Source organism: Pseudomonas sp. PS01299 (genome assembly GCF_029960145.1).
GTDB classification, from domain to species: domain Bacteria; phylum Pseudomonadota; class Gammaproteobacteria; order Pseudomonadales; family Pseudomonadaceae; genus Aquipseudomonas; species Aquipseudomonas putida_A.
Map to the genome: position 1 here is coordinate 12718 of NZ_JASCPO010000041.1, position 25474 is coordinate 38191.

Genomic DNA, 25474 nt, shown 5'->3' on the forward strand with positions numbered 1-25474 from the left:
GGCAAATTCCAACAATATTTTGCGAAAGTGTATTTTTAAGTCGTGCCTATTCTTCAAGGGAGATAGCCATTTTCAGAGTAGACCCATTCAGATAAACGATTGCTTCGCGCCCATTAATATCGACAGGGGTAGGATTCTGGATCATTCCTTCATCACTAGCCTTCGCAATTTTTGTTAACGTCTTATCCGCAACATTGGCACGCCAAATAGTTTCATCACCATTCTTGAAATAAAACGTCGGCCGTGACTTGCTCCAAATCGGAGCATATATATTCCAACCGGCCTCGGGCCGACCAGCCTGCGCTATCGTTTCATACCCTAAGGTGTGCGAGTAGTACGCTTGCAATTTTCCATAATCACCCCCCCAACCGAATGTCAAACCACTAACAGCATTTTCATCAGTATTTGGCCACTGCTGGAACAGCAAACTGCTTTCCAATGGCGGAGATTTTGAACCGAGCTTATAAACCATCCCCCGCAGCTGATTCTTAGAGAGCTGCTGTCGATAGAAAAACGCCCCATCCAAGATTCCCGCGAATCTTTTCCCTTCGTCGTTTGAACCCAAACTCAAAGCACCGTCAAAACCGATATCTTTCGCAATCGTGTGCAATACCGGCCTGTCGTTGCGATCAACGTACTCATATAAATTACCCCGGTACGCAATCATCGCCGCATCAAAATGCCCTTCAAACACGATGACATGCAACATGCCTGAAATTGTTTCTGCGGAGATCACAAATCGTTCGACAGCCCCTTTTTCATTGGGAAGCCACGCTAAATCAATGACCTTCCATGAGCGCTCAAACTGTGTGTACGGCTTATCACCCAGCATTAACTTAATATCTTTCTGATTTGGCCTAGGCGCAATAGGAACCGGCGACAGAAAGCGTATCTGCCGAACATAAGAGTCCTCTAAACACTCCACTGACTCACAAGAGTTACGCTCTGACTCAAGCCATTCACTTTCAATTATTTGTAAAGCTCGCCGATTTTTTATCGGTTTGAAGACCTCACTGAGCTTTTCGTCCATTGCGGACAAAGAAGGAGAACTACAAATTTTCCTCTCTACGTTCGTCGAAGCTTTGCCACAGTCGAAACTCGCAGAAAATGCGACCGAACTGAATAGCAAAACGGTTAACGATAAAAAGTATGGAAGCGAATGTAAATTTTTCATTGAATCAGCCATCAAAGGTAAAGGGGGGCAGACCACGTTTTTCGCATAATCGTGGTCTTTCCCCATTTCCGTTTTTCGTTCTTGGCATTAGATCTCAACGGAGTCACAAGGAGGTGCCAGATCGCTCATACACACGTGCCGGAATTTTTTCCTTTTTGTTGGCCTGCAACATAAGCTCTCTATATCGAGCATACTGCTTCACCGCATCGGAACGCTCACCTGCGACCCAGTTAGAGTCTGCCAAATTCAACCAGGCAACAGCTCTTTTTGGTTGAGATGCGACAATATCAGTTAAATATTTAATAGATTGTAACGCTTGACCATCTTCCTGCAAAAAAAATGCATAATCATTTATAGCAGAAACTACGATGCCAGAGCTATCTTTGCTCACAAGCCAAACTGGCTCATAGTTATCTGCATACGAGGAAAGCACTGAAATAGCCTCTGACCTCATTCCATCTTTATATAAAGCCAGAGCATTCGCGTGTGCCAAGCCGATCATCTCTAAATAGACGCGCTTTCGCCTTTCATCCTTAGGTATTAGTTTAATATACTGATTGACAAGCGTGTTGTTTAAGGGACAGATTCCCACGTCATCCACGCCAGTTATAGTAAAACTTTTCAGGCTATCTTCAATAGCCAGACTTCTACCCTTCGCTTGCTTTTCATCATAGCTATTTATAGCTGTAGTTAAGCGTGTAAACTCACCCTGATAACCCCCTTCCACTTCATTCAGATTTGCAAAAATTACACAGCTTCCGGCTGTGGCATCCCCGGCGTCATTCCCGCCAGCCAAGACTAAGATAGTTTTTTTACCCGATACCTGCGATAAAGACGCACTCCCTGAAGAAGAAACGTACAGATCTAGGACACTCTGAGCCATGGACTGACTGAATGCAAAAAAACCTGCTATTAAAAACGAAACTCTAATAACTGCTTTCATCTTTTAAACGCCCCTGTGCTTTCGCCTTTTCCGAAACGAATCGTTCAGCTACGCCATTTTGAACCGAAATAGAGTTTTTTGAAAAATAATAAAGTTGGCCGTTTAACGTTCCGCCTACGATTTTCCGGCCACGCTCGTTATATATAGCGTCAATAAGCTTTTCATCGTAAGCCTTGGTCTCTTCGTGCGGAATTCCAAGACTATTTATCGCATTTACAATTATAGAAGCACCGGGGCCCTGCTGGACAGCAGTGGACCAGACCACGTCATTTATTGTATGCGAATGATATCTTAAATCTATCCCAGTATCTGTCATAACTTTCTTAATCTGGATATCAAAATGCGAGACCTTGATAAACTCATGTTCCACATCTACAAATTCTTGGCCCTTCGTCTCCACCAAATTCTTCCACTTAGCAGTAAACGCAGAGGACCCTGGTGTTAAGCCCGCAAATTCGCTCCCCCATGGCATTCCACTCCAGTTCACGAATTTTTTAACGGTGCCGCCGTTGATTACAGTGAAGGTTCCGTCTGCATTTTTAATTTTCACTTGGCTTGTCATCTGATAAGCACCATAGGATGCGCCACCAGCGTCCCCTGCTCCCCCAGAGACAGTGATAGACCCACGTCCTCCGGTTTCATAGTGGCTGGAGAGGCTACCCAAATCATAATCTCTCCGCACACGAGATATGAAGAAGTTACTCACCAGACCAACAGGATGAAAATGCCAAACACTCCCATCACCTATGACGGCTTGCTGGCCAGCTAATTGAGACCACCACGACAACTTCTCAATGCGTTGCTTCTCTACTTCCCAATCCGGGTCATTCTCCCCTGACAAACCTTTCATGATAGGGTCTAACTCAGACCATTTGCTTTCGTTCCAAAACCACTCACTTTCATATTTACTCACCAGCTGTGATATCGGCTGAGCCAACCAATATTTTTCAAGCGCCGCTTTAATTTCAACTACGGAGAGCTTTTTATCTACGTCGGTGTCTATAGTTTTATAAAGCCATTTGCGAACCGGACCGCCATCAGCTGCATTTAGTTGCGCGGCGTAATTAGGGCTTTCCTCTTCGGTCAGCATACCTTGGCTGTCTAGATGAGCTGCTAGATTCTCTGCGTTCCCAATAGTTTCTGTAATGTATTGGAAGCCAACCCACTCCCAAGCACTGTGCCGTGTGGTAATCAAGGTCTGTTCATGCAGCCAACCATTCAACGGCTGGCCAGATTCGTCCGCCAGTTTATTGTCCAATCTCCACCAGAAGCTTTCAGCACCAGAATTCCCTCCTCCTACTTTTATTTTTCGATCCGCCCCCATCCTCCCCAGCACATCTGTTGGGATGATGGTATCAAAACCGACTTTCGGCGAACTTGGCGTAGCTAGTGGAGGATTCGTAGCGTTAATTCCATCCGTATGAGTTACAATTTGACTAGCGCCTTTATGCACCATCAATAACCTTTTCTGGTCATCCGGAAGGCTTGCCGCTAAAGATCTACAGCTATCTATATAAGCCGGGACATCATCGCAACTGAAAACTTCTAGGTGCAAAACATTTTTACTTGTAGGCTCGCCGTTATTTTGATACTTGCCGACATAGCCGACTCTCTCTCCGGCTTTTATTTTTACTGGCACAGGAAGCACAAAGGGTTCCCCCCATGGTTTTTGCGGTTCACTGAGTTGTTCTAAAGAAGCAGCAAAAATCTTCCCTAGCCCATCAGGGTTAACGTTACTTTGAAGTTTAGGGATAGATTCGCCGCTTACTATTTCTACTAACTTCTTATACTGCCCCGTACCATTGACTACCTTCACCTGCGTGCCCACCGGCAAGAATCCTATAACCTGCCCGGTTGTCAAATCGCGCAAGTTTGCGCCATTTGTATACTCTTGGATGGGATCCTTTGCCTCTTTATCAATCAAATACTGATCACCGGACAAGTGGCGCATTTCTTTTTTAAACACCCATCCAGTGTTCCGTTCGAGGCCTGCCACAAGCGGCGATACGCTCAATATCTCTAACCATTTCTGTGCTGCCGGCGCCGGCTTGGTGGTAACTATGCTTCCTCTTGGAAGAACTGCCAGCTCAGCAGATTGAGATGTTTTGTCGCTACGCACGCGAAGTCCCAACAGCGAATCAGGAGCGGTAGCTTTCACCTTAGAAACCCCTCCCCCCCAATATCCCGGTCTTTTAAGCTCCGGGTGATCTTGATATGTCTTCCAATCCACAAGATGCATATAGAGACTATAAAAAGTAAGAGCTGGACTTGCCGTTTGATTTGGAGTCGTGGAAGTCTCGGCATTTTCAGGCGGTGTTAAAACGTGCTTGACCAACACGAATCCGGTCGAAAATTGTGCATTAGGTGTCTCCGAATAGTTAGATATGGGATAACTATCATCAATTCGGTAAGCAACTACTTCACCATCAGCTATACACCTCACTTCGGTCAGATCTGACACCAAACCTGAATCATCGTCGAAGTGGATACCACCATGCCACAGTCCGTTACTTCCCACAGGGTAAAAACCCAAATTGGCCTTTGCCAGCGCATCGTAGAACTGCTGCGGATCGGTCGCTTCAGCTGTCCCGACCTTAAGGGGATACGACCATTTTTGAATTTTGTTCGTTGTCTCTGTCATTACCAATTACCTGAATTCTGATCCCTGGTGGCATGGATTGCCGTCGATGTCTTACCCGGAAAAATTGAGCATGCGCTTCGGTTTGCGTTTGGTCCTTTCCTCAGACGCATTCAACAACGCCTGATCCATCAAACTCCCCGCCTTATCCTTATCCGCCGCCCCCGACAGCACCGGCGGTTTAATCCCTATCCCGGTCCCACTCCCCGGCGAGCCACCGGCATTGATCTTGATCACCGGCCCAACCACCGTCACCCCACCGCCATCAAGCTTGATAAAGCTCCCACCCCCAAGAATGGTCAGCTCTGTCCCCGCCTCAATAACAATCTTGTCCCCAGCCTTGAGGTGTATCTCTTTCCCCACGCTGGTCAGCTGCGCCGTGCCCAGCTTCACATGCTGGTTCTGTCCAACCGTCAGGTGATCATCCAGCTTCGCTTCAACCTTGCGGTCGGCAATCGTCGTGCGGTGTTCTTCGGCCTTCAGTTCGGTGTAGGTGTTCTTCACCACGGTGTCGTGGCGTTCGTTGCCGACGCGAATCTTCTGGTCGTGCTCGATGTTTTCGTCCCAGTCGCGCTGAGCGTGGATGTAGATCTGCTCCGCGCCTTTTTTGTCTTCGATGCGCAGTTCGTTGTAACCACCGCCACCCGGGGAGCTGAGGGTTTTGAAGACGCTGCGGGTTTTGTTTGCCGGCAGGGCGTAGGGCACCGGGTTTTCCTTGTGGTACAGGCAGCCGGTGACGAGGGGTTGGTCGGGGTCGCCTTCGAGGAAGGTGACGAGGACTTCCATGCCGATGCGCGGAATGCTGATCGCGCCGTAGCGGTCGCCGGCCCAGGAGCTGGAGACGCGCAGCCAGCAGCTGGTTTTGTCGTCGGCGAGGCCTTCGCGGTCCCAGTGGAATTGCACTTTGATGCGGCCGTATTGGTCGCAGTGGATTTCTTCGCCTTTGGGGCCGGTGACCATGGCGGTCTGGCTGCCGAGCACGCGCGGTTTCGGGTGTTCGAGCGCGGGGCGGTAGAACACGTCCCACGGGGTGGCGAGGAAGGTGTTGCGGTAGCCCTGGTGGAAGTCGTCCTTGTTGTCGGTGGTGTCGCTGGTCACGCCTTCTTCGAGGACTTGCGGCTGTTTGCCTTCGTGGAAGATTTCGGTGAGCAGCCACAGGTCGTTCCACTCGCTGCGCGGGTGGTCGGACATGGCCATGAAGTGGCCGCTGACCAGTTTGGTCTGGTCGCCACGACCTTCGGCCTGGCGGTAGTCGGCGCGGTGGCGTTCGAGGGCGCGCTGGCTGAGAAACTTGCCGCGCGCGCGGTCGATGAAGCGGCCCGGGTAGTCGTAGTCTTCCAGATCCGGTTCGCTGTTTTCGCTGTCGGAAGCGCCATCGGGTTTGTACGCCGCTTCCATTTGCAGGCGCGGTTTTTCGAAATCGTAATCGCGGCGTGTGGTGCGGCTGGTGCGGGTTTCCAGGCGCAGTCTGAAGCCTTTGATCACCGGTTCTTCGGCGACCATGCCGCTGCCCTGTACGTAGGTCGTCGGCTGGCCGAGATCGGGGAACACGGTCTGGTCGTCGCCGAACACCAGCAGGTGGCCTTTTTCGCTGTGCTGGAAGTGGTAATGGATACCCTCCTCTTCGCACAGGCGCTGGACGAAGTGCAGGTCGGTTTCGTCGTACTGCACGCAGTAGTCGCGATCCGGGCACGGCTGGCTCAGTTGGAAGCTGTAGGCGTTGCCCTTGATCCCGTGTTCGTCGAGGATCAGCGCGATGATTTTCGGCGCCGACATCTGCTGGTAGATGCGCTGGTTGGTGCGGTGATGCAGGTATTGCAGTTGCGGTACCAGCGAGACCTTGTAGCGGGTCAGGCGCTTGCCGGCATCGCCCTGGGCGACGCGGTAGATCTGGCCGTGAATGCCCGAGCCCTGTGGATCGAATGCGAGAAACGCCTGTTTGTGCAGGAGCTTTTCCAGATCCAGATCGGGGTTTTCGCTGACCAGTTCGAGGTCGAAACGAAACGGCTGGCTGATGCCTTCAGTGCCGGTGAACGACAGCACTTGCAGGTCGCCCACGTAGTCTTCGACCTTGAGGCTGAAGTGGGTTTCGTTAGCTGGGTTGAACATAAAGCGCTCCCTGTTCGAATGTCGTCCGTTACGCCCGAAGTCGCAACCGTTGCAGCCAGGACGAAGTGGCGCCCAAGGCGTCACGCAATTGTTGGGCAGTGACGGTGCGTTCTGCCGCATTGAAGCTCAGCGCGGTTCGCAGCGCTGGCCAGCCGTGTTTCGGTAAGTTCGCCGGGGCTTGCAGCTCGCGCTCCAGGTGCTCGTCGCGGGCCTGGGTCGAGGGCAAGCGGCGGAACGGGTGTTTGCCGCTCGCCAGTTCATAGATCACGCAGGCCACGCCGTACACGTCCGCGCTGGCCGACAACGGTTGGCCCTCAAGCAGTTCGGGGGCGGCGTAGCCCGGGGTCCAGGCGTTGAAACGCTCGCGGCTCAGGTGCGGCAGGCCGGGCAACACGCCCTCGTCTGCCTGACCGAGACCGAAGTCGAACAGGCGCAGGCCGTCTTCGCTGAGCATGACGTTGCTCGGTTTCATGTCACCGTGCAGCACGCCGCGACGGTGGGCGTAGGCCAGCGTATCGAGCAGCGGCAGCGCGATGTCGCGCGTTTCTTTCCACGGCAGGCCGAGGGGCCGCTCGCAGAGCAATTTGTCCAGGGTCAGGCCACGCATGTATTCCATGGTGATGAAGGCCCGCTGGCAGTCAGTGTCGACTTCAAAAGTGTGTGCACGCACGACGTTGTCGTGGCGCAGGCGTCGGGTCAGGGCGAACTCGCTGTAGAGCAAGGCACTGGCGTCCGGCGATTCGGCAAATTCTTCGCTGAGGATTTTCAGCGCAATGTAAGGGTCGGGATCGCCGAACTGTTCGTGCAGCAGATCTCGCGCCCGATAGACCGCGCCCATGCCGCCCGCCCCGAGCAGACGCTCGAGGTGGTAGCGGCCGGCGAGTACGTCCGGCAGTGCACCGATGCTGGCCTTGGTCGGCGCCAGCAGCGGCTCGGCGTTGTTTGCCTTGGCGAAGGCGAAGTAGGTCAGGTTGCTGGCCTGCTCTTCGCTCATCAGCAAATCATCGACTGAGGATTCGATTTCAGTCATTGGCGGATCACCACGGCAGTCAGGTTGTCCCGGGCGGCGCCACGCAGGGCGCCGTCGAACAGACGTTCCAGCGCCACGTGCGGCGCGCTGAGGCTGAGGGCGTTGCCGAGGGCATCGCTGCTCAGGCCCTGATACAAACCATCGCTGCACAACAAAAACGCATCGCCCGGATAGACCTCGAGTTCGAGGACATCCAGGGTCAGCTGTTCGGCCGCACCGACGGCTCGGGTCAAGGCCTGAGCCGCCGGGTGCGCTGCCGCCTGTTCGACGCTCATCTGTTGCTCGTCGATCAGTTGCTGTTGCAGCGAATGATCCTTGGACAGCTGATACAGCCGCTGCCCGCGCCACATATAGCAACGGCTGTCGCCAGCCCAGATGCAGGCCGCGCGATTGCCCTCCACCAGCAGCGCCACGACGGTGCTGCCCATGATGCTGTCGTGGCGTCCGGCGGTGACCGTCAACTCCTGCCCCAAGCGCCGGTTCAACCAGTGCAGGCACTGGCGGATGGCTTTGAGGCGTTCGTCGAAGTCCTCGTGCTGCGGCAGTTCAGCCAGGCTGGCGACGATCAGCTGGCTGGCGATGTCGCCACCCTGATGACCGCCCATGCCGTCCGCGACCACCCACAGCCCCTGCTGTGGCGAGTCGAGGAAGGCATCTTCGTTGCGCGCCCGCACCTTGCCCGGGTCGGTACGCGCCGCGCTGCGCCAGGGACTGGCCACCAGCATCAGAGCTGCACCGGCATACGGAAGGTGCGCATCACGCCCATGTCGAACGGGTTCGGCGTGCGCTGGCTGGTCAGCAGGTAGTTGGCGCGCAGGCCACCCACATCGGCTTTCAGCACCAGCACGTCGCGACCGGTCAGGTACTCGGTCTGCATCAGGTCGAACAGACGGAACAGCGACCACGGGCCGGAGTTCTTCTCGATGCCGATCGGGCGGCCGGCCATCTTGTCCATGACCAGGCTGGTGCGACCGTCTTCAGCATCGGTCGGCCACTTGAAGTTCATCGGCAGGATCGGACCGTGGCGGTATTCCATGGTCTTGTCGCCGAACTTGAACTCGGAACGGCTGACGGCCGGATCAAGGGTGTACGGCTCAAGCTTGAACTGCACGGTCGGTTCGGCCGGGTTGATCGAGAAGAAGCTCTGACGAATGTTCAGTGCAGCCGCCATCTGGTCGAGGAAGACCTTGGACACCGGCAGGCTGCGACCGTCGACGCTGCGCATCCGGTAGTTGCCCGGATCACCGCTGACGAATGGACGCATGTAGCTGTCGAAGAAGCGGTCGATGGTGCCTTGAGTCCGGAAGAACTCGCGGAAATCGCTGATCGCCACGTCGCTGGTGCTCGACGCGCTGAACGGGTAACGCTGGTTGATGGTCTTGCCATACACGCTGTACAGCTCGCTCTGATAACGGCCGTTCAGGTATTGGTAAGCGTCGTTAAGCACCAGGCGCCACGAGTCTTCGGCCAGCACGTTGAACCACACGCTCAGCGGACGCGGCAGGCGACCCGAGGCCGCACGCAGGTTGGTCAGCGCATCACGCTGGCCGCTCATGCGGGTTTTCGCCATTTCGAACGCGGCTTGTTCCGGCGTGCTGGAACGGGCCAGACCGGACAGTTGCAGTTGCAGGTCGTTGAGCGCGCTGATGGCCGGGGTCAGGTCAGCGGCCGGGCCGTTGTTGTCATCGAGCAAACGGTGCAGCGGCTCGAAGCGGCGTTGCAGCGACTTCTTCGCGGTGTCCGGCAGGCTTTTCGCCACGGCCATCGCCGAAGCCTTGTCGGCGACAGCCGAGGCCAGTTTGCCGACCTTGCCCAGTTTGCCCTTCTGCCCGGCCAGTGCATCGGCGGCATCACCGGCCTCATCCACCGGATCGGCAGCGGCCGGGAAGCGCGTGTTCTCGCGCACTTCAGTGAGCAACGCCAGCACCGGCGAGTTGGCCGAAGTCAGGCCCGCCAGTTGCTCGGCGCCTTCACCGGCGTCGCTGATCGGCGGCAAGGCCACCTGGCCAACGGCTTCGCTCCAGTAGTTGGCGTAGTCGCGGAAGTACAGTTGCTCCAGCTCGACCATCAGGCGACGCAAGTCCATGTCGCTGATGCCCGCGCCTTCGCCCAGCACCCAGTTGTCACGCAGGATGTCGGTGACCAGCGCCGAACCCTGCACCGAGAAGTACTGCTGATAACCCTGCTGGGTGTAGAAGCCCGGGATCACGTATTCGGTGCCGATGAACAGCGAGCCTTGCGGGCCGAGGTGTTGGCTGAAACGGTACTCCGGCAGGTTGCGCGCCTGCTCGCGGAGCATGCGGTAAACCACGGTGGCCAGCGATTCGGCGCGCAGCACCTGACGTGCCTGAGTCACCAGTTGATCGTTCAGCGGGTAGATGAACGGCTGCTTCAGCAGGCGCTCAAGGTGAGTGTTCAGACCATTCTGCACCGCGGTGTTGCCGGTGTAGCGCTGCGACCAGTCAGTGGCGACCCAGTCCTTGAGCCACACGGCGTCACGACGGTCTTTCATGTTCAGCATCAGGTACGCACGCAGGCTGTTGAGCAGCTTGTCGCGGTCCTTCATGTTGGCGCGGATCTGCCCTTCGAGCATCGTCGCGACCCGTGGCAGCAATTGCGCTTCGAGCTCATGTTCGTAGGCTTGCTTGACCACCGGATTGACGTCTTCGCCCTGATACAGACCGCCACGCTCGTGGTACGAAACGTCGCCTTTCTTCGGGAACACCTGAGTTGCGGCATAGCTGGTGTCGAGGGTTTTCAGCACGCCCATCGCATCATCACGCGGGGTCAGCGCCGAACGCTGCTGAGTCCAGTTCTGCGCCAGCGTGCGCAGGTTTTCCAGACGCTCATAGTTGGCCGAGAAACCACCGGCCCAGAGCATGCCGAACAGCGCCAGTGCCGCCAGTGCGCCAACGTACAACGCACGCTGACCCCAATGGATACGGCTGCGTTCGCGCTTGTCGAGGCCGGCCAGATCCGACTCGGGGAAAATCACCCGACTGAACAGATGATGGATGAAGCGCGAACGGCCACTGCGCAGGGTTGGCAGCACACCGGCATTCATGCCGAGGTTGGCGCCGATGCCGGCGGTGGTTGCGTCCATTTCCTGCGTCAGGTGCGGAGCGCTGGTCAGGTAGAAACCCCGCAGCAGCGACGCGCGCTGATACCGGTTGCCAGTGAACGCCATGTCGACGAACAGGCACAGGCGCTCACCGATCTGCCCCAGTTGATGCGGGAAGTCGAGGATGCGGCCACGGCGCTGGGTATCGCGCTCGGAGTGCATGCGCATGATCACCTGATTGTTCAGGCGCCGCAGCAGCTCTTCGAATTCGCCGCGCAGTACCGCGACGTCGGTGCCGACCTGATCCTTGCGGAAACTGGTGCCCAGCACCTGATCGCTTTCTTCGCGGGTCAGTTGATCGAAGAACTCGTCGAAACCGAGCAGCTTGTCCGCCTTGCTCAGTACCAGATACACCGGCACATCGACGTGCAGTTTCTGATAGACGTCTTGCAGACGACCGCGCACCTGGCGCGCCAGGGTGTCGATGTCCTGCTCGCTGCCACCGATCAGGGATTCCACCGGAATGGTCACCAGCACACCGTTCAACGGACGCCCGCGACGACGCTTGCGCAGCAGTTCGAGCAGGGTGGTCCAGGCACTGCCGTCGACTTCCGCGTCCGGCTGGGTGGTGTAGCGCCCGGCGGTGTCGATCAGCACACCGTGATCGGCGAAGTACCAGTCGCAATGACGGGTGCCGAGGGTGTCACGGGTCAGCTTGCGGTCGATCTTGTTGATCGGGAATTCCAGCCCGGAGAAGTCCAGCAGACTGGTCTTGCCGGAAGCCTGCGGACCGATCAGCAGGTACCACGGCAAATCGTTGCGCCAGCGTTCGCTGCGGCCGCGATACAGGCTCGAAGTCTTCAGGGTTTTCAGCGCGTCCTTGAAGCGCGCCTTCAACTCTTTCTGCTCTTCTTCGATCAGCTCGTCACGACGGATGCGATCCTGGCCATCTTCGGTTTCTTCGACGGCTTTCTTGCGGATGCCCGCGCGCCAGCTGACGAAGACCATGGTCAGGCCCCAGATCAGGAACAGCACGGCGATGGTCAGCAGACGCGAGGTCGCGCTTTCCCAGAACTTGTAGTCATCCACCGCCAACAACGGACCGACGAACCACACCAGCAGCGCCACGAACAGCACCAGCAGCAGAGTCCAGACCCAGGTCTGGCGCAGGAAGGCGCCGACTTTCTTGAAAAACTTTTTCATCACACGTCCCTGTTTACGGCTGCGACTGCGGTTGCACCGCGGCCGGATCAAGCGGCTGATAAGGTTGCAGAACGGTGTCGCGCTGCTCGCCCAGGACCCAGGCGAAGCCCGAATACATCACCACCAGGCAGACCAGCGTGAACAGCACCACCATCCACGCCGGCACGATGCGCACCAGGTTGCGGCGCTGGTCGTTGAGGCCTTCCCAGTGCGGCGACAACTCGCGCGGCACGTCGCCACGCAACTGACGGATCTGCCGGTACAGGGCGTCGCGGATGCCTTCGAGTTCGAGCATGCCACGGGCCTGCACGCGGTACTTGCCCTCGAAACCGAGGGACAGGCACAGGTACATCAGCTCAAGCATCGGCAGGTGCTTGACCGGGTTCTTCGACAGCCGATCGAGCAGCTGGAAGAACTTCTCGCCACCGAACGTCTCGTTATGGAAGCTGCTGAGCAGGCTCATCTGCGACCACTCGCTTTCGTTGCCCCACGGCGTGGTCACTACAGCTTCGTCGACCACGGTGCAGAGCACGTAACGGGCGGCCATCACCTGACTGCTTTCGGCGCCGTTGTGCAGGGCGCGCACTTCGAACAGTTTGAGCCCGGCGGTCAGGCGCTCGTTGAGCGCGTAGAGGTCTTCGCGGGTTTCGCTGTGCTTGAGGCGCACCACTTCCGAGAGCAGTTCGGAGGACGCCGCCACCAGCGAATTGAGGCTGATGTTGAACGCCTCCGCCGGGCGCAGGCGCGCGGCGTAGATCATCCGTTCTTCCAGTTGCTCGAAGCGCGGCGGCGCGGCGAAGTCGGTCAGCGGACTGGCTGCCGGTCCGTGGCCCTGACGATCGAGCAGGACGGTTTTGTCGTCCTGGTTGTAATCCGTTTCCTTGATCATGTCGGTCAGTTCCTGATGGCCCAGAATTTCAGTTCAAGCTCGGCGAATTCGCCGGACACGTGGAACGCGAAGCCGCCGGAGCGCTCGAGTTGCGCCAGGTCTTCGGAACTGAGTTCGAGGATGAAGTAGGTTTTGTTCGAGTGGAACGCGATCTGCCGCGGGGCCACCGGCAACGGTTTGACCTTGATCCCCGGCAAGTGCAGGTTGACCAGTTGGCGGATACGCTCCACCGGGCCGACCTTAAGGTGCGCCGGCAAGCGGTGGCGCAGTTCTTCGGAGTCGCAGTTGGCACTTGCCGCCAGCACGAACGATGCCGAGCCGAGCAGTTTGTGGTCGTGCAACGGCGACACGATGATGCCGTACTGACGCGCTTGCAGGATCAGTTCGATAGCGTGCTGTTCGAGCACCATCGACAGCACCTGACGAATCGCTTCCATCAGTTTGCGGAAGCTCGCGCCCTGATCGGCGTGGGAATAGCGGCTGTCCAGACGCGGGCGCTTGCTGTCGCTGGAGAAGGTCGCCAGATCGCCAAGCATGGTCAGCAGCGTGCGGTACAACTCTTCCGGATGCACCTGCTCCAGACCGAGGTAGTGGCGCAGCAGCAGTTCGGTACGGTTGATCAGTTGCAGCATCATGAAGTCACCGACTTCCGCGCCGCCGACCTTGCCGTTGGAGCGGATCCGCTCGGCAATCGTGTCGCCCCGGTGGTTGAGCATGCTGATGACTTCTTTGAGGCACGACAGCAGATAGCTGGAAGCATGAGCCTGGATGTAGGTCGGCACGAAATCCGGATCGAGGCTGATCACGCCGTCCGGCGTGGTGTCGAGCACGTCGCAGATCTTCAGCTTCACGTAGGCCTGATCGCTCTGCTGCTCGCCGAGCAACAGTTTGAAGTCCGGGCGGCCACAGCTGACCTGGCTGGCGGAATCGTCGCCGGCGTTGGAGTCAGCCACTTCGGCGTCGTACGCGGTGTAACGTGCGAGCACGTCGGACTGCTCCGGGCGGCGCGCTTCGATGTGGTTACCGGTGACCAACGGCAGCGCCAGGTAAATCGGCGTGTTACCGGTGTTCGGCGGCACGTCCAGCGCCAGCGGCTCGGTGTTGCCGCCGAGTTCGAACAGGCTGCCGTCCGGCAGGATCCCCGAGGCGGCACTGATCACCAGTTTGCCCATGTTGAGGAACTGCAGGTCGATCTCCAGATTGAGGAAACCCCAGGTGTAGCCACCCAGCAACTGGGTGCGGGTTTTCATCTGGTGATCGTAATAGCGATCGTTGTGCTGGAAGTGCTGCGGCCGCAGCAACATGCCTTCCTGCCAAATGACTTTATGGGTATTCATGTTCAGTCATCCGCCTTGGCGAGCGCTTCATGGGTGTTGCGGATCCCGGCCTGATCCAGGGTCAGATCGGCCTCGGTCAGCTCCAGCGGGGTGACCTGAACGGTGTAGCGCCACTTGGTTTCCGGCAGATCACGGTACGCAGCGAGGACACCGACGTAGCGGCTGCCCTCCTCCACGCTGAGTTTCATTTCCACGGTTTCACCCGGGCGCAGTTCGAGTTCTTCGCTGGCCACCAGATCCGGGTTGAGGGATTCCTTGGCGCGCTCGTAGAGGCTGAAGAAATCAGCGTTCTCGAAGGTCACCGGGTGCTTGAGCTCGAACAGGCGCACGACGATCGGCGAAGGACGGCCGTTGAGGTCCGGGTTGAGCTGATCGCTGCCGGTCAGCTTCAAATTGATCTTGGTCACTTTCGAGTACGGCGACAGCGACGAGCAACCGGCGAGCAGCACCAGCACGGTGAGCGCAGTCAGCGTCTTGAAAAAAGCGGTCGAGCGGCGAGACATGCGCATCATCCTTGGTGGTCGGTGTGGAGGGTGGAGATCAGGCGGATCTGTTCTTCGTAGGCCTGGGCGAAATCGCGGGCCAGCAGACGCTCGCTCCAGTCATCGTCCTGACGCAGGGCCTGGTGGTAACGGCCGAACGCTCTCCAGCGTCCGCCCGAGGTGGCGATCAACGGCTTGTTGTCGCGCTCGAAACGCAGGGTCAACTGCTCTGGCGAGAAGTGCTCCAGGGTGCCGCGCACGGCGGCGCGGCTGGCGGTGAGCAGCGCGACCTGATGCGCTTGCAGATCGCGGAATGCACGGGAGATCGCCTGCTCGGCCGGCAAGTGCCCTGGCTTGTGCGGCTGCAACAGAATCTCCAGCGCTTCGCTCGGATCGACGGCGAATTTCAGCGGGTTCTTGTTGGTACCTTGCACGGTGGTCTGGGCCAGACGCAGTTCGTTTTTCAGCTCCGAACGGGTGCGCAGGCTCTGCTGCAGTCCGCCGATGCTCTGGCGCAGCAGCCGCGCAGCGTTCAGCGCCAGCGCTTCGCGAGCGTCGTGATCCAGGCCTTTAACATCCACGCCCAGCGCCGCACCGAAATGCTCCCAGAAACCTTCGCTCTGCCGCTCGACGGCTTTCGGGGCCGGAGCTGGCTCGGGTTCAACCGGGGCGATCAGCTCCGGCACCATCAGGCTTTCCATGTCGATGCGCGCGTAGTCGGCACGCTGACGGGAGTCCTCGGGCTTGGCGGTCGGGGCCAACAGTTCGTCGATTTCCGAATAGACGCGCTCCTGCTGTTCGATCGCGTTCAACGGATCGAGGTCGAGGAAGGCGTCGTCCGGAATGATGCTGCCGGCGGCACGCGGACGGCCGACCTCACCGTCGAAGGTCGCCGGGTCACGCACCAGCCGCGCACGAATCTCGAAGTCACCGAGCACGTAGGTGCTGCCGTGCTCGATGCGCACCGGTTCGCCCTTGTGCAGGCGTGCGCCGCTGCCGCCGTCCTGGACGCCGTTGCTACTGGTGTCGGTGAGGAAAAACGTGCCTTCGCGGTAGCTGACAATCGCGTGGTGATTGGACAGGTGACGCTTGCGGTCAGGAATGATCCAGTCGCAGTCCTCGCCCCGCCCGATCACGCCGCCAGCCTGTTTGAAGGTCTTCTGGCACAACTCGGTGGGCACGAACTGCTTGGTGTTCAGCATTTCGAAAACCAGTTCCATGTTTGATGCTCCTTGCGGTCACTTGCCGCGATTGACCGCTTGCGGATCACCCAACGGGCGATAGTCGTTGTCGTTGAATTTGTAATTGCCGCTACAGCCGCCAAGGCCGCATAGAACGACGAGGGTCAGCAGGACAGCGTGCCAGTGACGAACAGACATCAGAGGGTCTCCAGGGGTAGACAAAGCACAAAGCGCCGACCCTTGCGGGCGGCGCTGAAATTAATTCTTTGAGTGGTCTCTAAGGCTCTACATCGGGGCCTTGAGCCAGACCACCGAGGCGTACGCACCTCCTGTGGCAAGTGAGCAATTTGTGGCGAGGGGACTTGTCCCCGATGGGCTGCGAAGCAGCCCCAAAACCTGATTACCGGTTCTTTCAGGAGAACCGCGTTTGCTGGATTACGGCTGCTGCGCGGCCGATCGGGGATAAATCCCCTCGCCACAGAGAAGCCCTTCAAGACAGGAGTTGTGCAAACGGCAAGAGCCAGGTTCAGATCAACCATCGAAGTCACCCAAATTGATATTCAGGCGCCCGAGGCGGTAGAGCAGCGTGCGGCGTGGCAGGCCCAGTTCGCGGGCAGCGAGGGTCTGGTTGCCGTCGTTCTTGCGCAGGCAGTCGAGCAACAACGTGCGTTCGACTTTTTCCAGGCGTTCGCGCAGATTCAGGCCGCTGTGGTCTTCGGGCATCGGCTCCATGCGCAGGGAGAAATGCTCGGCCAGCAACTCGCCGCCCTCGCACAACAGCACCGCGCGTTCGACCAGTGCCTTGAGTTCGCGCACGTTGCCGGGGAAGGTGTAACCGGACAGGTGCTCCAGCGCCGCGCTCGACCAGCGCACCGGATCACGCTGCAAATACGCGCAGGTCTTCTCGGCGAAGTGCTGAGCCAGTTCGAGGATGTCGCCTTCGCGCTGACGCAGTGCCGGCAGCTCGATCGGAAACTGCGCCAGTCGGTAATACAGGTCCTCGCGGAATTTGCCTTCGCTGACCAGCGTCGACAGATCGCGGTGGGTCGCGGCGATGATGCGCACATCGATCTTGTGCGTGTCGTTGGAACCCAGCGGGCGAATCTCGCCCTCCTGCAACACCCGCAGAATCTTCGCTTGCAGCGACAGCGGCATGTCGCCGATCTCGTCGAGCAACAGCGTGCCGCCGTTGGCCGCATCGAACAGCCCCGCGCGGTCACGGTCAGCGCCGGTGAAGGCGCCTTTGCGATAGCCGAACAGCTCGCTTTCCAGCAGGTTTTCCGGGACGGCCGCGCAGTTCTGCACGATGAACGCCTGAGAGCGGCGCGGGCCGCAATCGTGAATCGCCCGGGCCACGACTTCCTTGCCGGTGCCGGTCTCGCCGCGCAGCAGCACGGTGTACGGGCTGTGCAGGACTTTGCTGATCAACGAATGGGTCTGGCGCATGGCGGCGCTTTTGCCGATCAGGCCATAGCCGTTGATGCTCGGCACACTGCGCGCCACCGTGGCCGATTCGGCCGGCGGCTGGCGCAGACGCTGCAGCAAGTGCAACTGACCAAGGACGAACGAGCCGAGCTGGCCGAGTGAATCGGCAAAACCCTGCAGGTCGACGTGACGACGACTGGCGCACAGCAGCAGGCCTTCAACCGCCTTATGCTGATTGACCAGCGGCACGCACAGCAGCGATTGCCAGGCACCAGCGGTGGCCGGCAGGAAACTGGTTTCGTGCAGGCTGGCGCCCAGATCATCGAGGCAGACCACGCGGTTCTGGCACAGGGCAAACTGCAGCAGCTGCTCACCGTTGTAGTCCGCCGGCAGGCTGGTGGCGGCGCGCGGTTGCAGCGCGCCGTCGAGGCATTCGGCGTTCATCCCCAGACAGGTGTGGGTGGCGTCGAGCAGGTACAGCTGGGTCAATTCGCAACCGCTCAGCTCAGCCAGACCACGCACGAAGTCACCCAGCAGCGCAGCACCGTCCGCCGCGCGCGACAGGCTGGCGAACTGCGCCAGCAAGGCTTCGGCATAGACCAGTGGCTGCGGCACTTGAGTGAACATCACACCCACCTCAGGCGAACTCGCACGTCACGCTGGCGTTGCCGTCGAGCGTGGCATGCACACGCTTGAGGCTTTCACCGGTGGCCATCGCATCGAGCAAGCGATCGGCCACCAGCGGCAGCACGTGCTGATCGAGCAGATGGTCGATCAGGCGCGCACCGCTTTCGCTTTGCGTGCAGCGCTCGGACAGGTGATCGACGAGGTTCTGGCACCAGCTGAAATCCAGCTGACGGCGGTTCAGGCGCTCGCCGAGACGACCGAGCTTGATCTCGATCAGCTCGCGCAGCACCGGGCCACCGACCGGGTAGTACGGCACCACTTTCATCCGCGCCAGCAGCGCCGGTTTGAAGTGTTTGCTCAGCACCGGGCGAATGGTCTCTTCAAGCAGCTCGGCGGTCGGGCGGGCGCCGTCTTCGCAGAGGTCGCTGATCTTGTCGCTACCGAGGTTCGAGGTCATCAGGATCAAGGTATTGCGGAAGTCGATCTCGCGACCTTCGCCGTCGTTGGCCACGCCCTTGTCGAAGATTTGGTAGAACAGGTTGAGCACGTCTGGATCGGCCTTCTCGACTTCATCGAGCAGCACCACCGAGTACGGTTTCTGGCGCACAGCTTCGGTGAGCATGCCGCCCTCGCCGTAACCGACGTAGCCCGGTGGCGCACCGATCAGACGCGATACGGTGTGCTTCTCTTGGAATTCGGACATATTGATGGTGGTGATGAAACGGTCGCCGCCGTACAGCAGGTCAGCCAGGGCCAGCGCGGTTTCGGTCTTGCCGACGCCGCTCGGGCCGACCAGCAGGAACACGCCGACCGGTGCATCAGGTTTGTTCAGGCCGGCGGCAGTGGCGCGCATCGAGCGATCCAGAGCGTGCACGGCTTGTTCCTGACCGCGGATGCGCGTGCGCAGGTCGGTGGCAAAACTCGCGACCTTGGCGTTGTGCTCGCGGGCCAGTTGCGCTAGCGGCACGCCGGTCCAGGCGCTGATCACTTCGGCCACCAGACGCGGGCAGACTTCGAAGCTGACCAGACGCTCTTTGACCTGCGCAGCGGTCAGGGCGCTGTGGGTCTGGTGCAGTTCGGCTTCCAGCGCTTCGACGCTCTGGCCTTCCTCGACCTCGGCGGCGATGGTTTCGATCACGGTGCCTTCGGCGTCTTCTTCAACGCTGACAGTCGGCTCGACAGCGGCAGCTTCGCGGGCCTTGGCCAGTTGCTGACGCAGTTCCAGCAGGCGCTCGGCCAACTGCTTCTGTTCGGTCCACAGGGTTTCCAGCGCGACCATTTCGCTTTCCGCCTCGTCGAGCCGCGCTTCCAGCGCATCCAGCGCTTCGTGGTCGATCAGCAGACCGGCCTCGGCATCGCGACGCAGGGCCTGACGCTGACGGCCACCTTCGGCCAGTTCGCCACGCAGGCGTTCGAGGCTTTCCGGGGCAGCGGCGAGGCTGATGCGCACCCGAGCGCACGCAGTGTCGAGCACGTCGACGGCTTTGTCCGGCAGTTGGCGACCGGCCAGATAGCGGGCCGACAGCTCGGCAGCGGAGACCACCGCGTCATCCCGCAGGTAGATGCCGTGGCTCTTCTCGTAGACCTGCGCCAGACCACGGAGGATGGTCACCGCTTCGCTGACGGTCGGTTCGTGCAACTGCACCGGTTGGAAACGACGGGCCAGCGCCGGGTCCTTCTCGAAGTATTTCTTGTACTCGGCCCAGGTGGTGGCGGCGATGGTGCGCAGTTCACCGCGAGCCAGCGCCGGTTTCAGCAGGTTGGCCGCGTCGGAGCCGCCGGCATTGCCGCCAGCGCCGATCAGGGTGTGGGCTTCGTCGATGAACAGGATAATCGGTTTCGGCGAGGCTTTGACTTCGTCGATCACGCCTTTGAGGCGACGCTCGAACTCACCTTTGACGCTGGCGCCAGCCTGCAGCAGGCCCATGTCCAGCGACAGCAGCTCGACGCCCTTGAGCACCTGCGGCACTTCACCGGCAGCGATGCGCGAGGCCAGGCCTTCGACGATGGCGGTCTTACCCACGCCAGCCTCGCCGACCACGATCGGGTTGTTCTTGCGCCGACGCGCGAGGATGTCGACCATCTGCCGAATCGCGCCATCGCGGCACAGCACCGGGTCGAGTTTGCCGTCGCGGGCCTGCTGGGTCAGGTTGTGGGTGAAGCGCTGCAGCAGCGACTCGCCCTGCGCCGCTGGCTTGCCGTTGGCCGCCGGTTGCTCCTGTTGCGACAAGGCAAATTCCTTCAGGCGATCGATGTTCAACTTGGCGAGCAGCGGCTGATAACGGCTGCCGGCGTAGCGCATCGGGTTGCGCAGCAGCGCAAGGATCAGCGCGGCATCTTCGACCTGGGTCTGGCCCAGTTCAAGGTTCGCCACCAGCAGCGCGTCTTGCAGCCACTGCACCAGTTCCGGGGCGAACACCGGGTTGCGCGAGGCGCTGTGTTCAACACGAGATTGCAGTGCGGCGCTCAGTTCACCGGCATCGACATCCGCATCCTGCAAGGCGCGCGACAGCAAGCCGTTCGGACGCTCCAGCAGCCCCAGCAGCAGGTCTTCAACGAGGATCTTGCTGCCACCACGGGCCACACAACGTTCGGCCGAACGCTCCAGATCGCGACGGGTTTCGGCGTCCAGCGCCTGGATGAGTTGTTGCAGGTCTACGTTGATCATGGCTCACGTCCTTAATGAATTTTGCTGCCCAGGGTGACCACGCCGTCTGCTTTTTCGCAGCCCAGCCAACTGGTCCACCCCAGGCGACAGTCGTTCTTCTCACCAATGCGCAGTTCGCGGATTTCTTCCGGGCGCAGCACCAGGCGAATGTCGTAATCGAGCGGGTCACGCAAGGTGAACCGCACCAGCGCGCACAGCGGCTGGTAACCGAAACCGATCGGCAGGAATTCGTGGAATCGCTCCCAGTCGAGTTCGGTGATGTGAATGCGGAATTTGCCGCTGCGGTCGCGCACCCGCTCGCCCAGCACCAGGTCTTCACCGAGCAGGCTGTTGGCGCGACCGAGGCGGTTGCGCTGCTCGTCGAGGATCTCCACGCGACGCTCGATGCACTGCTCGATGACCAGGTCTTCGTGTTTGAAGTAGTAACGCAGCACGGCTTCGATCAGCGCCGCGGAGTGCGCGCGCAAGCTGAGCAAACCGAGGTACGGCAGCAGGCGTTTCCAGTTCAGCTCCTTGGCCTTGCGGATCTCGTCGCCACCCAGACCGATCAGCGCGAACAGCTGCGAGGAGAACGGGTCGATCGCGCCGCTCTGGAAGCTGGCGCGATAGCGGTACTTGCGCCAGATCGGCAGCATCAGTCGTTGCAGGCGATGGTGGAACAGGTCGAGGAAGTTGCGCGTCGGGTTGCCGTCCTCGCTGTCGCCCAAGGCCTGTTCGCCGTAGAACGCCGGCAGCGGCGAACCGGAGCCGACCAGGCCGATCAGGTTGAAACGCATGCGCGCGCGCATCTGCCCGTGCTCTTCGAAAAACTCCACGCGATCGACGTCGCTGCGCGGAAAGCCCAGGCTCGGGTTGGCCTGGAACTCCACTTGATCGTACAGATCGTCTTCGCTCAGGTACGGGTGCGCCTCGCGCAGCCGGTCGATCACCAGCAGCACGGCCTGAAACAGCGAGTACTCGCGTATTACCTTGGTCAGCCCGCTTAAAGCAGGGGCTGCAGGCCCATACGTGGTGTCCATTGGTACACCTCTCCCTGTGTGCTTTTTACCCGCAGCTCGTGGTACGAATTGAGACTGGCGTAAAGCGCGAAAAACTCGTTAAGAACCGAGGCGAAAACGAACAGGTCGCCTTCGCCGATATACCCTTCCGGGTCGATGGTCAGTTCGGTGCGCAGACCGCGTACCGGCAAGCCACGGTGCAGCCGGTCGACGTGGTGGTGCTTGATGTGCTTGAGGCCGCCGAGCAGGCGCTTGCTGACCTTCTCCGCGTGCTGGTCGTAGTAGCGCGGCAGGTCGTAGGTTTCGAGAATCACCTTCAACGCGTTGACGTCGGCCAGCGACAGATAGTTGAGCGACATGTTGCTGATCAGCTTCCACAGGAAGTCACGGTTCAGTGGTGGCGCAAAGCTCGACGTGGCCGGGGTGATGTTGCGGAAACTGAGGAACTCCGGAGTCTCTTCACAGGCCATGCAGATGTCGCCGAGCTTGAGCTTGCGCGGCAGGTTCTGGTTGGTGCAGATCAGCTCGATCGACAGGGTTTCGTGGGCTTCGGTGTGGCGGATGCCGAAGCTCAGGTAGGTGTCGAGGCCGTCATGCAGCAACGACGAACGCTGGCGGATGCTGTAATGCGGACGGCTGTTGGGCACGTCGAAACTCGGGTCATGCTCGAAGGATTCGAACGGCACGTACTCCTGATAACCGAGGCCGCCGGGCTTCCAGCCGGTCACGGTTTCCACCGAGAACACACCGCAGTTTTCCAGATCGTATTCCGCCGGCAGCAGCAAGTATTCATCCTGTTTGCCATCGAGGCGGATCGGCAGCGCGTCGTGGGCGAACAGGTTGGCAATCGGCGTGCAGAACAGCTTCACGTTATCCAGGGTCGGCCGCATGCGCATGATCCCGCTCTTGCGTATATCGAAACGCAGCTCCAGGCCGCGCATCTGCTTGAGCGTGTCTTCCGGCAGCGCCTTGAGAATGTCCAGACCGTTGACGTCGACGAACAGGAACTTGTCCTGGAAGGCGAAGTATTCCTGCAGGTAGCGATAGCCACGGAAGGTGTTCAGCGGATACGGGATCAACGCTTCTTCTTCGGCAAAGCCCACCGGCTTGACCCGGTCACCGGGAATCTTGAACGCCATCGGCTTGCCGGCCACGCCATCGATTGGCTTGCCGGCGCTGTCGAGCGGGATCAGCTCGATGCCTTCCAGGTTGCGCAGCAGGCTCAGGTAGAGCATCTGGCTGATGTAGCGCTCGCCGGCAAAATGCAGGCGCAGTTTGCTCAGTTCCAGCTCACCGAGGTGGCCGTCGGCGCTCATTTCCAGACGCAGGCTGAGCAGCGAGCCGTCGCCCTTCACCGAGTAGTTCAGCGCGGCCAAGTCCAACGGCAGGACTTCCGTCGGGTAGCAGGTGCGGAAGCGGCAACGCACGTCTTCGATCGGTTTGCTTTCGATCGGCGTATCGCGCTCGACCACCAGCGCCGGCCCCGAACGCTTCAGCGGATCAAACTGCAGAATGCTGAACGCCGGCAGCGGACGCATGTAGTTCGGCCACAGCAGTTGCATCAGCGAATGGCTGAGCTCGGGCAGCTCGTCATCGAGCTTCTGCCGCAGCCGCCCGGTGAGGAACGCAAAGCCTTCCAGCAACCGCTCCACATCCGGATCCCGCCCGGCCTGGCCCAGGAACGGCGCCAACGCCGGACTACGCTCGGCGAAACGGCGGCCCAACTGGCGCAGTGCGGTGAGTTCGCTTTGGTAGTAGTGGTTAAAGGACACGGGTTACCTGCCTGGTAGTGGATCGCATGGAATAACTGTCCTGCGGATTACGCTGGATGTCCGACCTGGTCATTGGATTGCACCTGCAGGCTGACTTGGCTGAATGCGACCTGCGATGTTTCGCAAAGCCCAACGCAACTCGATGACTTGAGTGGTGAGGATCGCCAGCAACGTGACGCAGCCTTGAGCTACGCCGTAAAACAGGGCTCTTAACGGGTTGTCGGGTAGCATCCAGAGCAGGATGAAGCCCACCATCAGAAAAAGGATGGCCAGCTTGGCGACCAGACCTGGAATCAGCGCAACGATCAGGTTGACGCCCAGAAAAATGTAAAACAGTGCGTAACTCGCAATGCCGATGGCGACACCATGGGAGGTAAATCCGCCGTTAAAAAGCCTGTAAGCATGCACAACCGCGTCATTCAAAAATGCATAAGCCACGCATCCGAGGGCGTGGATTAATAAGCATAGGGTGAGACGAACGTAGCTGTTCATACTGCTATCAATTTTCCAGAATCTCGTAGGGTGTATTACTGATGAAAATATTCAGCCAACTTTCTTCCCATTGCGGCATGGAGATTATAAAAGTCTTATCTTTCTTTTCGAAGGCGATCCAAGTAATTCCAACTTCAGTATCATCTTCGAATGTGCGCATATCCAATGACTGAGTATCATACAACGGGGTTCGATATACCTTTCCTGGTTCTTTTGAGTCGACAACTCTTAAATACGCCATACCGCCAAGCATGAAGATCCTGCCGACACGCACATTCTCAATTGTGTAGCGACCCGAGGGGCTAGCTGTAGTTGTACTTGCAGGATACCCTAGCATTGCGCTTACGCAATAAACGATCAATGCAATCAACGCCAAGAGCAAACTGATAGGCACTAGCCATTTCCTTTTAAGCGTAGTCATTCTTTCGCCACACCCACTTCGACAGCGATTGTATATGAGCAGAAAATGCGCATCATTTATTCCAAACATTAATAACTGTCACGGGAACATTCTGATATTGAACATCAGACAAAACCTGGAAATCACCGCCTTTTTTAAATTCCGTCCGATATTTTACAAAATGAGAATTCGTAATATAGAAATAACGCGAGTTCTCTATTTCCCGAAACATCGCCTGAGAATCTTCTGCACTGATATAGGGATTTGAAGCGATGTCTGACTTCATCTGCGCCGCACCGGCATTTGCAGTGGCCGCATAGGCCGGGTTGGCTATACCATCGAAGTTCCAGAACCCCAATGGCTGACTGAAATTGTCATCCGGTGCGTCATTGAAGTCATAGGCATCCTCAGCGTAAAACCCAATTCGCTCTACAAACAGTTGAATGCTGTCTACGGAAATAACCAGCTTTCCTTCTGGAAATACACGGACGTTAAAGTTTGCCAGCGCAGCTCGCAATTCATCAGTCTTCTCTATTAGACCGAATTTAACTGCTCGATTATTACTGTATCCAAACTCTTCAACCTTCCTGGCGCTCGCAAACTTAAAAGGATAGACACCCGGCGCCGAGCCAAGATACTTATCTTTAATCTTCTTGCTTATATTATTGCGGCCTGCAGGATTATCCCAGGCTGACTTAAGCTCTTCAATGACAGCTTTCGCAGGTTCAAACTTTTCCAACCAGGCCATTTTTACGATGGTGTCATTTACGTAGGCGATGTCAGCAAGAGCAATATGGTCTTTGACCTCTTTACTCATCGCACCATCGGCAGTTGGCCATGGCTTGCCATCAAACCAATGGCGCATCAGCTTCGCAGCAACTGGCCACTTCATCTTATCCATCGCATCAGGTATATCTGGGCGGTTACAGGAGCTGAGTGCAACACGGTTATTGAATTGAAGCTGGAGCATCATGCCGCATAGCCATAGCTTCCTGCATCACCTCGTCCATAACCTCGATCGGACACTTGAAGTCGAAGCGCTTAC

General features: G+C 58.5%; 19 protein-coding genes. All 19 read right to left on the reverse strand.

Features of this window, described 5'->3' with window-relative positions; translation table 11 throughout:
* Positions 1–46 precede the first annotated feature (46 nt).
* The gene (locus tag QMX91_RS10195) at positions 47–1240 is read right to left on the reverse strand and encodes a hypothetical protein (RefSeq protein WP_227698855.1); all 1194 of its coding nucleotides are present in this window, start codon (positions 1238–1240) and stop codon (positions 47–49) included.
* Positions 1241–1277: 37 nt separating this feature from the next.
* A complete protein-coding gene (locus tag QMX91_RS10200; RefSeq protein WP_098966292.1) occupies positions 1278–2117 on the reverse strand; it encodes a hypothetical protein in 840 nt (279 codons plus the stop codon).
* Positions 2101–4758 (reverse strand): hypothetical protein, encoded by a 2658-nt coding sequence (locus QMX91_RS10205; RefSeq protein ID WP_282412661.1) that lies wholly within the window; start codon positions 4756–4758, stop codon positions 2101–2103. Before QMX91_RS10205 ends, QMX91_RS10200 begins: the two co-directional genes overlap by 17 nt.
* 51 nt (positions 4759–4809) lie before the next feature.
* On the reverse strand, positions 4810–6864 hold the full coding sequence (locus tag QMX91_RS10210) for a type VI secretion system tip protein VgrG (RefSeq protein WP_282412662.1): 2055 nt from the start codon (positions 6862–6864) through the stop codon (positions 4810–4812).
* Between the two features lie 28 nt (positions 6865–6892).
* Positions 6893–7894, reverse strand: coding sequence for a serine/threonine-protein kinase (locus QMX91_RS10215; protein ID WP_098966298.1), 1002 nt, complete (start codon positions 7892–7894; stop codon positions 6893–6895).
* Complete coding sequence (locus tag QMX91_RS10220) at positions 7891–8619, reverse strand: PP2C family serine/threonine-protein phosphatase (RefSeq protein WP_027610389.1); 729 nt, start codon at positions 8617–8619, stop codon at positions 7891–7893. The genes QMX91_RS10215 and QMX91_RS10220 overlap by 4 nt, the downstream gene beginning before the upstream one ends.
* A complete protein-coding gene (gene tssM, locus QMX91_RS10225) occupies positions 8619–12158 on the reverse strand; it encodes a type VI secretion system membrane subunit TssM (protein ID WP_282412663.1) in 3540 nt (1179 codons plus the stop codon). Before tssM ends, QMX91_RS10220 begins: the two co-directional genes overlap by 1 nt.
* A 13-nt stretch (positions 12159–12171) precedes the next feature.
* Positions 12172–13047, reverse strand: coding sequence for a type IVB secretion system protein IcmH/DotU (gene icmH / locus QMX91_RS10230; RefSeq protein ID WP_003229559.1), 876 nt, complete (start codon positions 13045–13047; stop codon positions 12172–12174).
* A 5-nt stretch (positions 13048–13052) separates the two neighbouring features.
* Complete coding sequence (tssK, locus tag QMX91_RS10235) at positions 13053–14384, reverse strand: type VI secretion system baseplate subunit TssK (RefSeq protein WP_007962327.1); 1332 nt, start codon at positions 14382–14384, stop codon at positions 13053–13055.
* Between the two features lie 2 nt (positions 14385–14386).
* Positions 14387–14887 carry a type VI secretion system lipoprotein TssJ gene (gene tssJ, locus QMX91_RS10240; protein ID WP_007962325.1) on the reverse strand — a complete coding sequence of 167 codons (501 nt, stop codon included), beginning with the start codon at positions 14885–14887 and terminating at the stop codon, positions 14387–14389.
* Between the two features lie 5 nt (positions 14888–14892).
* Positions 14893–16086, reverse strand: a complete 1194-nt coding sequence (tagH, locus tag QMX91_RS10245; protein WP_225136799.1) for a type VI secretion system-associated FHA domain protein TagH — start codon at positions 16084–16086, stop codon at positions 14893–14895.
* A gap of 18 nt (positions 16087–16104) precedes the next feature.
* A complete protein-coding gene (locus tag QMX91_RS10250) occupies positions 16105–16245 on the reverse strand; it encodes a hypothetical protein (protein ID WP_003229566.1) in 141 nt (46 codons plus the stop codon).
* A gap of 333 nt (positions 16246–16578) precedes the next feature.
* A complete protein-coding gene (locus QMX91_RS10255) occupies positions 16579–18099 on the reverse strand; it encodes a sigma 54-interacting transcriptional regulator (protein ID WP_098966303.1) in 1521 nt (506 codons plus the stop codon).
* Positions 18100–18109: 10 nt separating this feature from the next.
* Positions 18110–20767 (reverse strand): type VI secretion system ATPase TssH, encoded by a 2658-nt coding sequence (gene tssH, locus QMX91_RS10260; RefSeq protein ID WP_282412664.1) that lies wholly within the window; start codon positions 20765–20767, stop codon positions 18110–18112.
* An 11-nt stretch (positions 20768–20778) separates the two neighbouring features.
* On the reverse strand, positions 20779–21786 hold the full coding sequence (tssG, locus tag QMX91_RS10265) for a type VI secretion system baseplate subunit TssG (RefSeq protein ID WP_041071592.1): 1008 nt from the start codon (positions 21784–21786) through the stop codon (positions 20779–20781).
* On the reverse strand, positions 21750–23537 hold the full coding sequence (gene tssF, locus QMX91_RS10270; RefSeq protein ID WP_282412665.1) for a type VI secretion system baseplate subunit TssF: 1788 nt from the start codon (positions 23535–23537) through the stop codon (positions 21750–21752). Before tssF ends, tssG begins: the two co-directional genes overlap by 37 nt.
* 69 nt (positions 23538–23606) lie before the next feature.
* Entirely contained in the window at positions 23607–24029 is a 423-nt protein-coding gene (locus tag QMX91_RS10275) for a hypothetical protein (protein WP_115988605.1), read from the reverse strand.
* Between the two features lie 7 nt (positions 24030–24036).
* Entirely contained in the window at positions 24037–24423 is a 387-nt protein-coding gene (locus QMX91_RS10280; RefSeq protein WP_223007033.1) for a hypothetical protein, read from the reverse strand.
* Positions 24424–24502: 79 nt separating this feature from the next.
* Positions 24503–25402 (reverse strand): DUF6402 family protein, encoded by a 900-nt coding sequence (locus tag QMX91_RS10285; protein WP_282412666.1) that lies wholly within the window; start codon positions 25400–25402, stop codon positions 24503–24505.
* Positions 25403–25474: the final 72 nt, after the last annotated feature.

Excerpts from the sequence above, each read along its gene's own strand:
- tssH (WP_282412664.1), bottom strand. The coding sequence starts at position 20,767 with ATGATCAACGTAGACCTGCAACAACTCATCCAGGCGCTGGACGCCGAA.
- QMX91_RS10255 (WP_098966303.1), bottom strand. The coding sequence starts at position 18,099 with ATGTTCACTCAAGTGCCGCAGCCACTGGTCTATGCCGAAGCCTTGCTG.
- QMX91_RS10285 (WP_282412666.1), bottom strand. The coding sequence starts at position 25,402 with ATGATGCTCCAGCTTCAATTCAATAACCGTGTTGCACTCAGCTCCTGT.
- QMX91_RS10250 (WP_003229566.1), bottom strand. The coding sequence starts at position 16,245 with ATGTCTGTTCGTCACTGGCACGCTGTCCTGCTGACCCTCGTCGTTCTA.
- icmH (WP_003229559.1), bottom strand. The coding sequence starts at position 13,047 with ATGATCAAGGAAACGGATTACAACCAGGACGACAAAACCGTCCTGCTC.
- tssJ (WP_007962325.1), bottom strand. The coding sequence starts at position 14,887 with ATGTCTCGCCGCTCGACCGCTTTTTTCAAGACGCTGACTGCGCTCACC.
- tssG (WP_041071592.1), bottom strand. The coding sequence starts at position 21,786 with ATGGACACCACGTATGGGCCTGCAGCCCCTGCTTTAAGCGGGCTGACC.
- QMX91_RS10195 (WP_227698855.1), bottom strand. The coding sequence starts at position 1,240 with ATGGGGAAAGACCACGATTATGCGAAAAACGTGGTCTGCCCCCCTTTA.
- QMX91_RS10220 (WP_027610389.1), bottom strand. The coding sequence starts at position 8,619 with ATGCTGGTGGCCAGTCCCTGGCGCAGCGCGGCGCGTACCGACCCGGGC.
- QMX91_RS10210 (WP_282412662.1), bottom strand. The coding sequence starts at position 6,864 with ATGTTCAACCCAGCTAACGAAACCCACTTCAGCCTCAAGGTCGAAGAC.
- QMX91_RS10200 (WP_098966292.1), bottom strand. The coding sequence starts at position 2,117 with ATGAAAGCAGTTATTAGAGTTTCGTTTTTAATAGCAGGTTTTTTTGCA.
- tssM (WP_282412663.1), bottom strand. The coding sequence starts at position 12,158 with ATGAAAAAGTTTTTCAAGAAAGTCGGCGCCTTCCTGCGCCAGACCTGG.
- QMX91_RS10215 (WP_098966298.1), bottom strand. The coding sequence starts at position 7,894 with ATGACTGAAATCGAATCCTCAGTCGATGATTTGCTGATGAGCGAAGAG.
- QMX91_RS10275 (WP_115988605.1), bottom strand. The coding sequence starts at position 24,029 with ATGAACAGCTACGTTCGTCTCACCCTATGCTTATTAATCCACGCCCTC.
- tagH (WP_225136799.1), bottom strand. The coding sequence starts at position 16,086 with ATGGAACTGGTTTTCGAAATGCTGAACACCAAGCAGTTCGTGCCCACC.
- QMX91_RS10205 (WP_282412661.1), bottom strand. The coding sequence starts at position 4,758 with ATGACAGAGACAACGAACAAAATTCAAAAATGGTCGTATCCCCTTAAG.
- tssK (WP_007962327.1), bottom strand. The coding sequence starts at position 14,384 with ATGAATACCCATAAAGTCATTTGGCAGGAAGGCATGTTGCTGCGGCCG.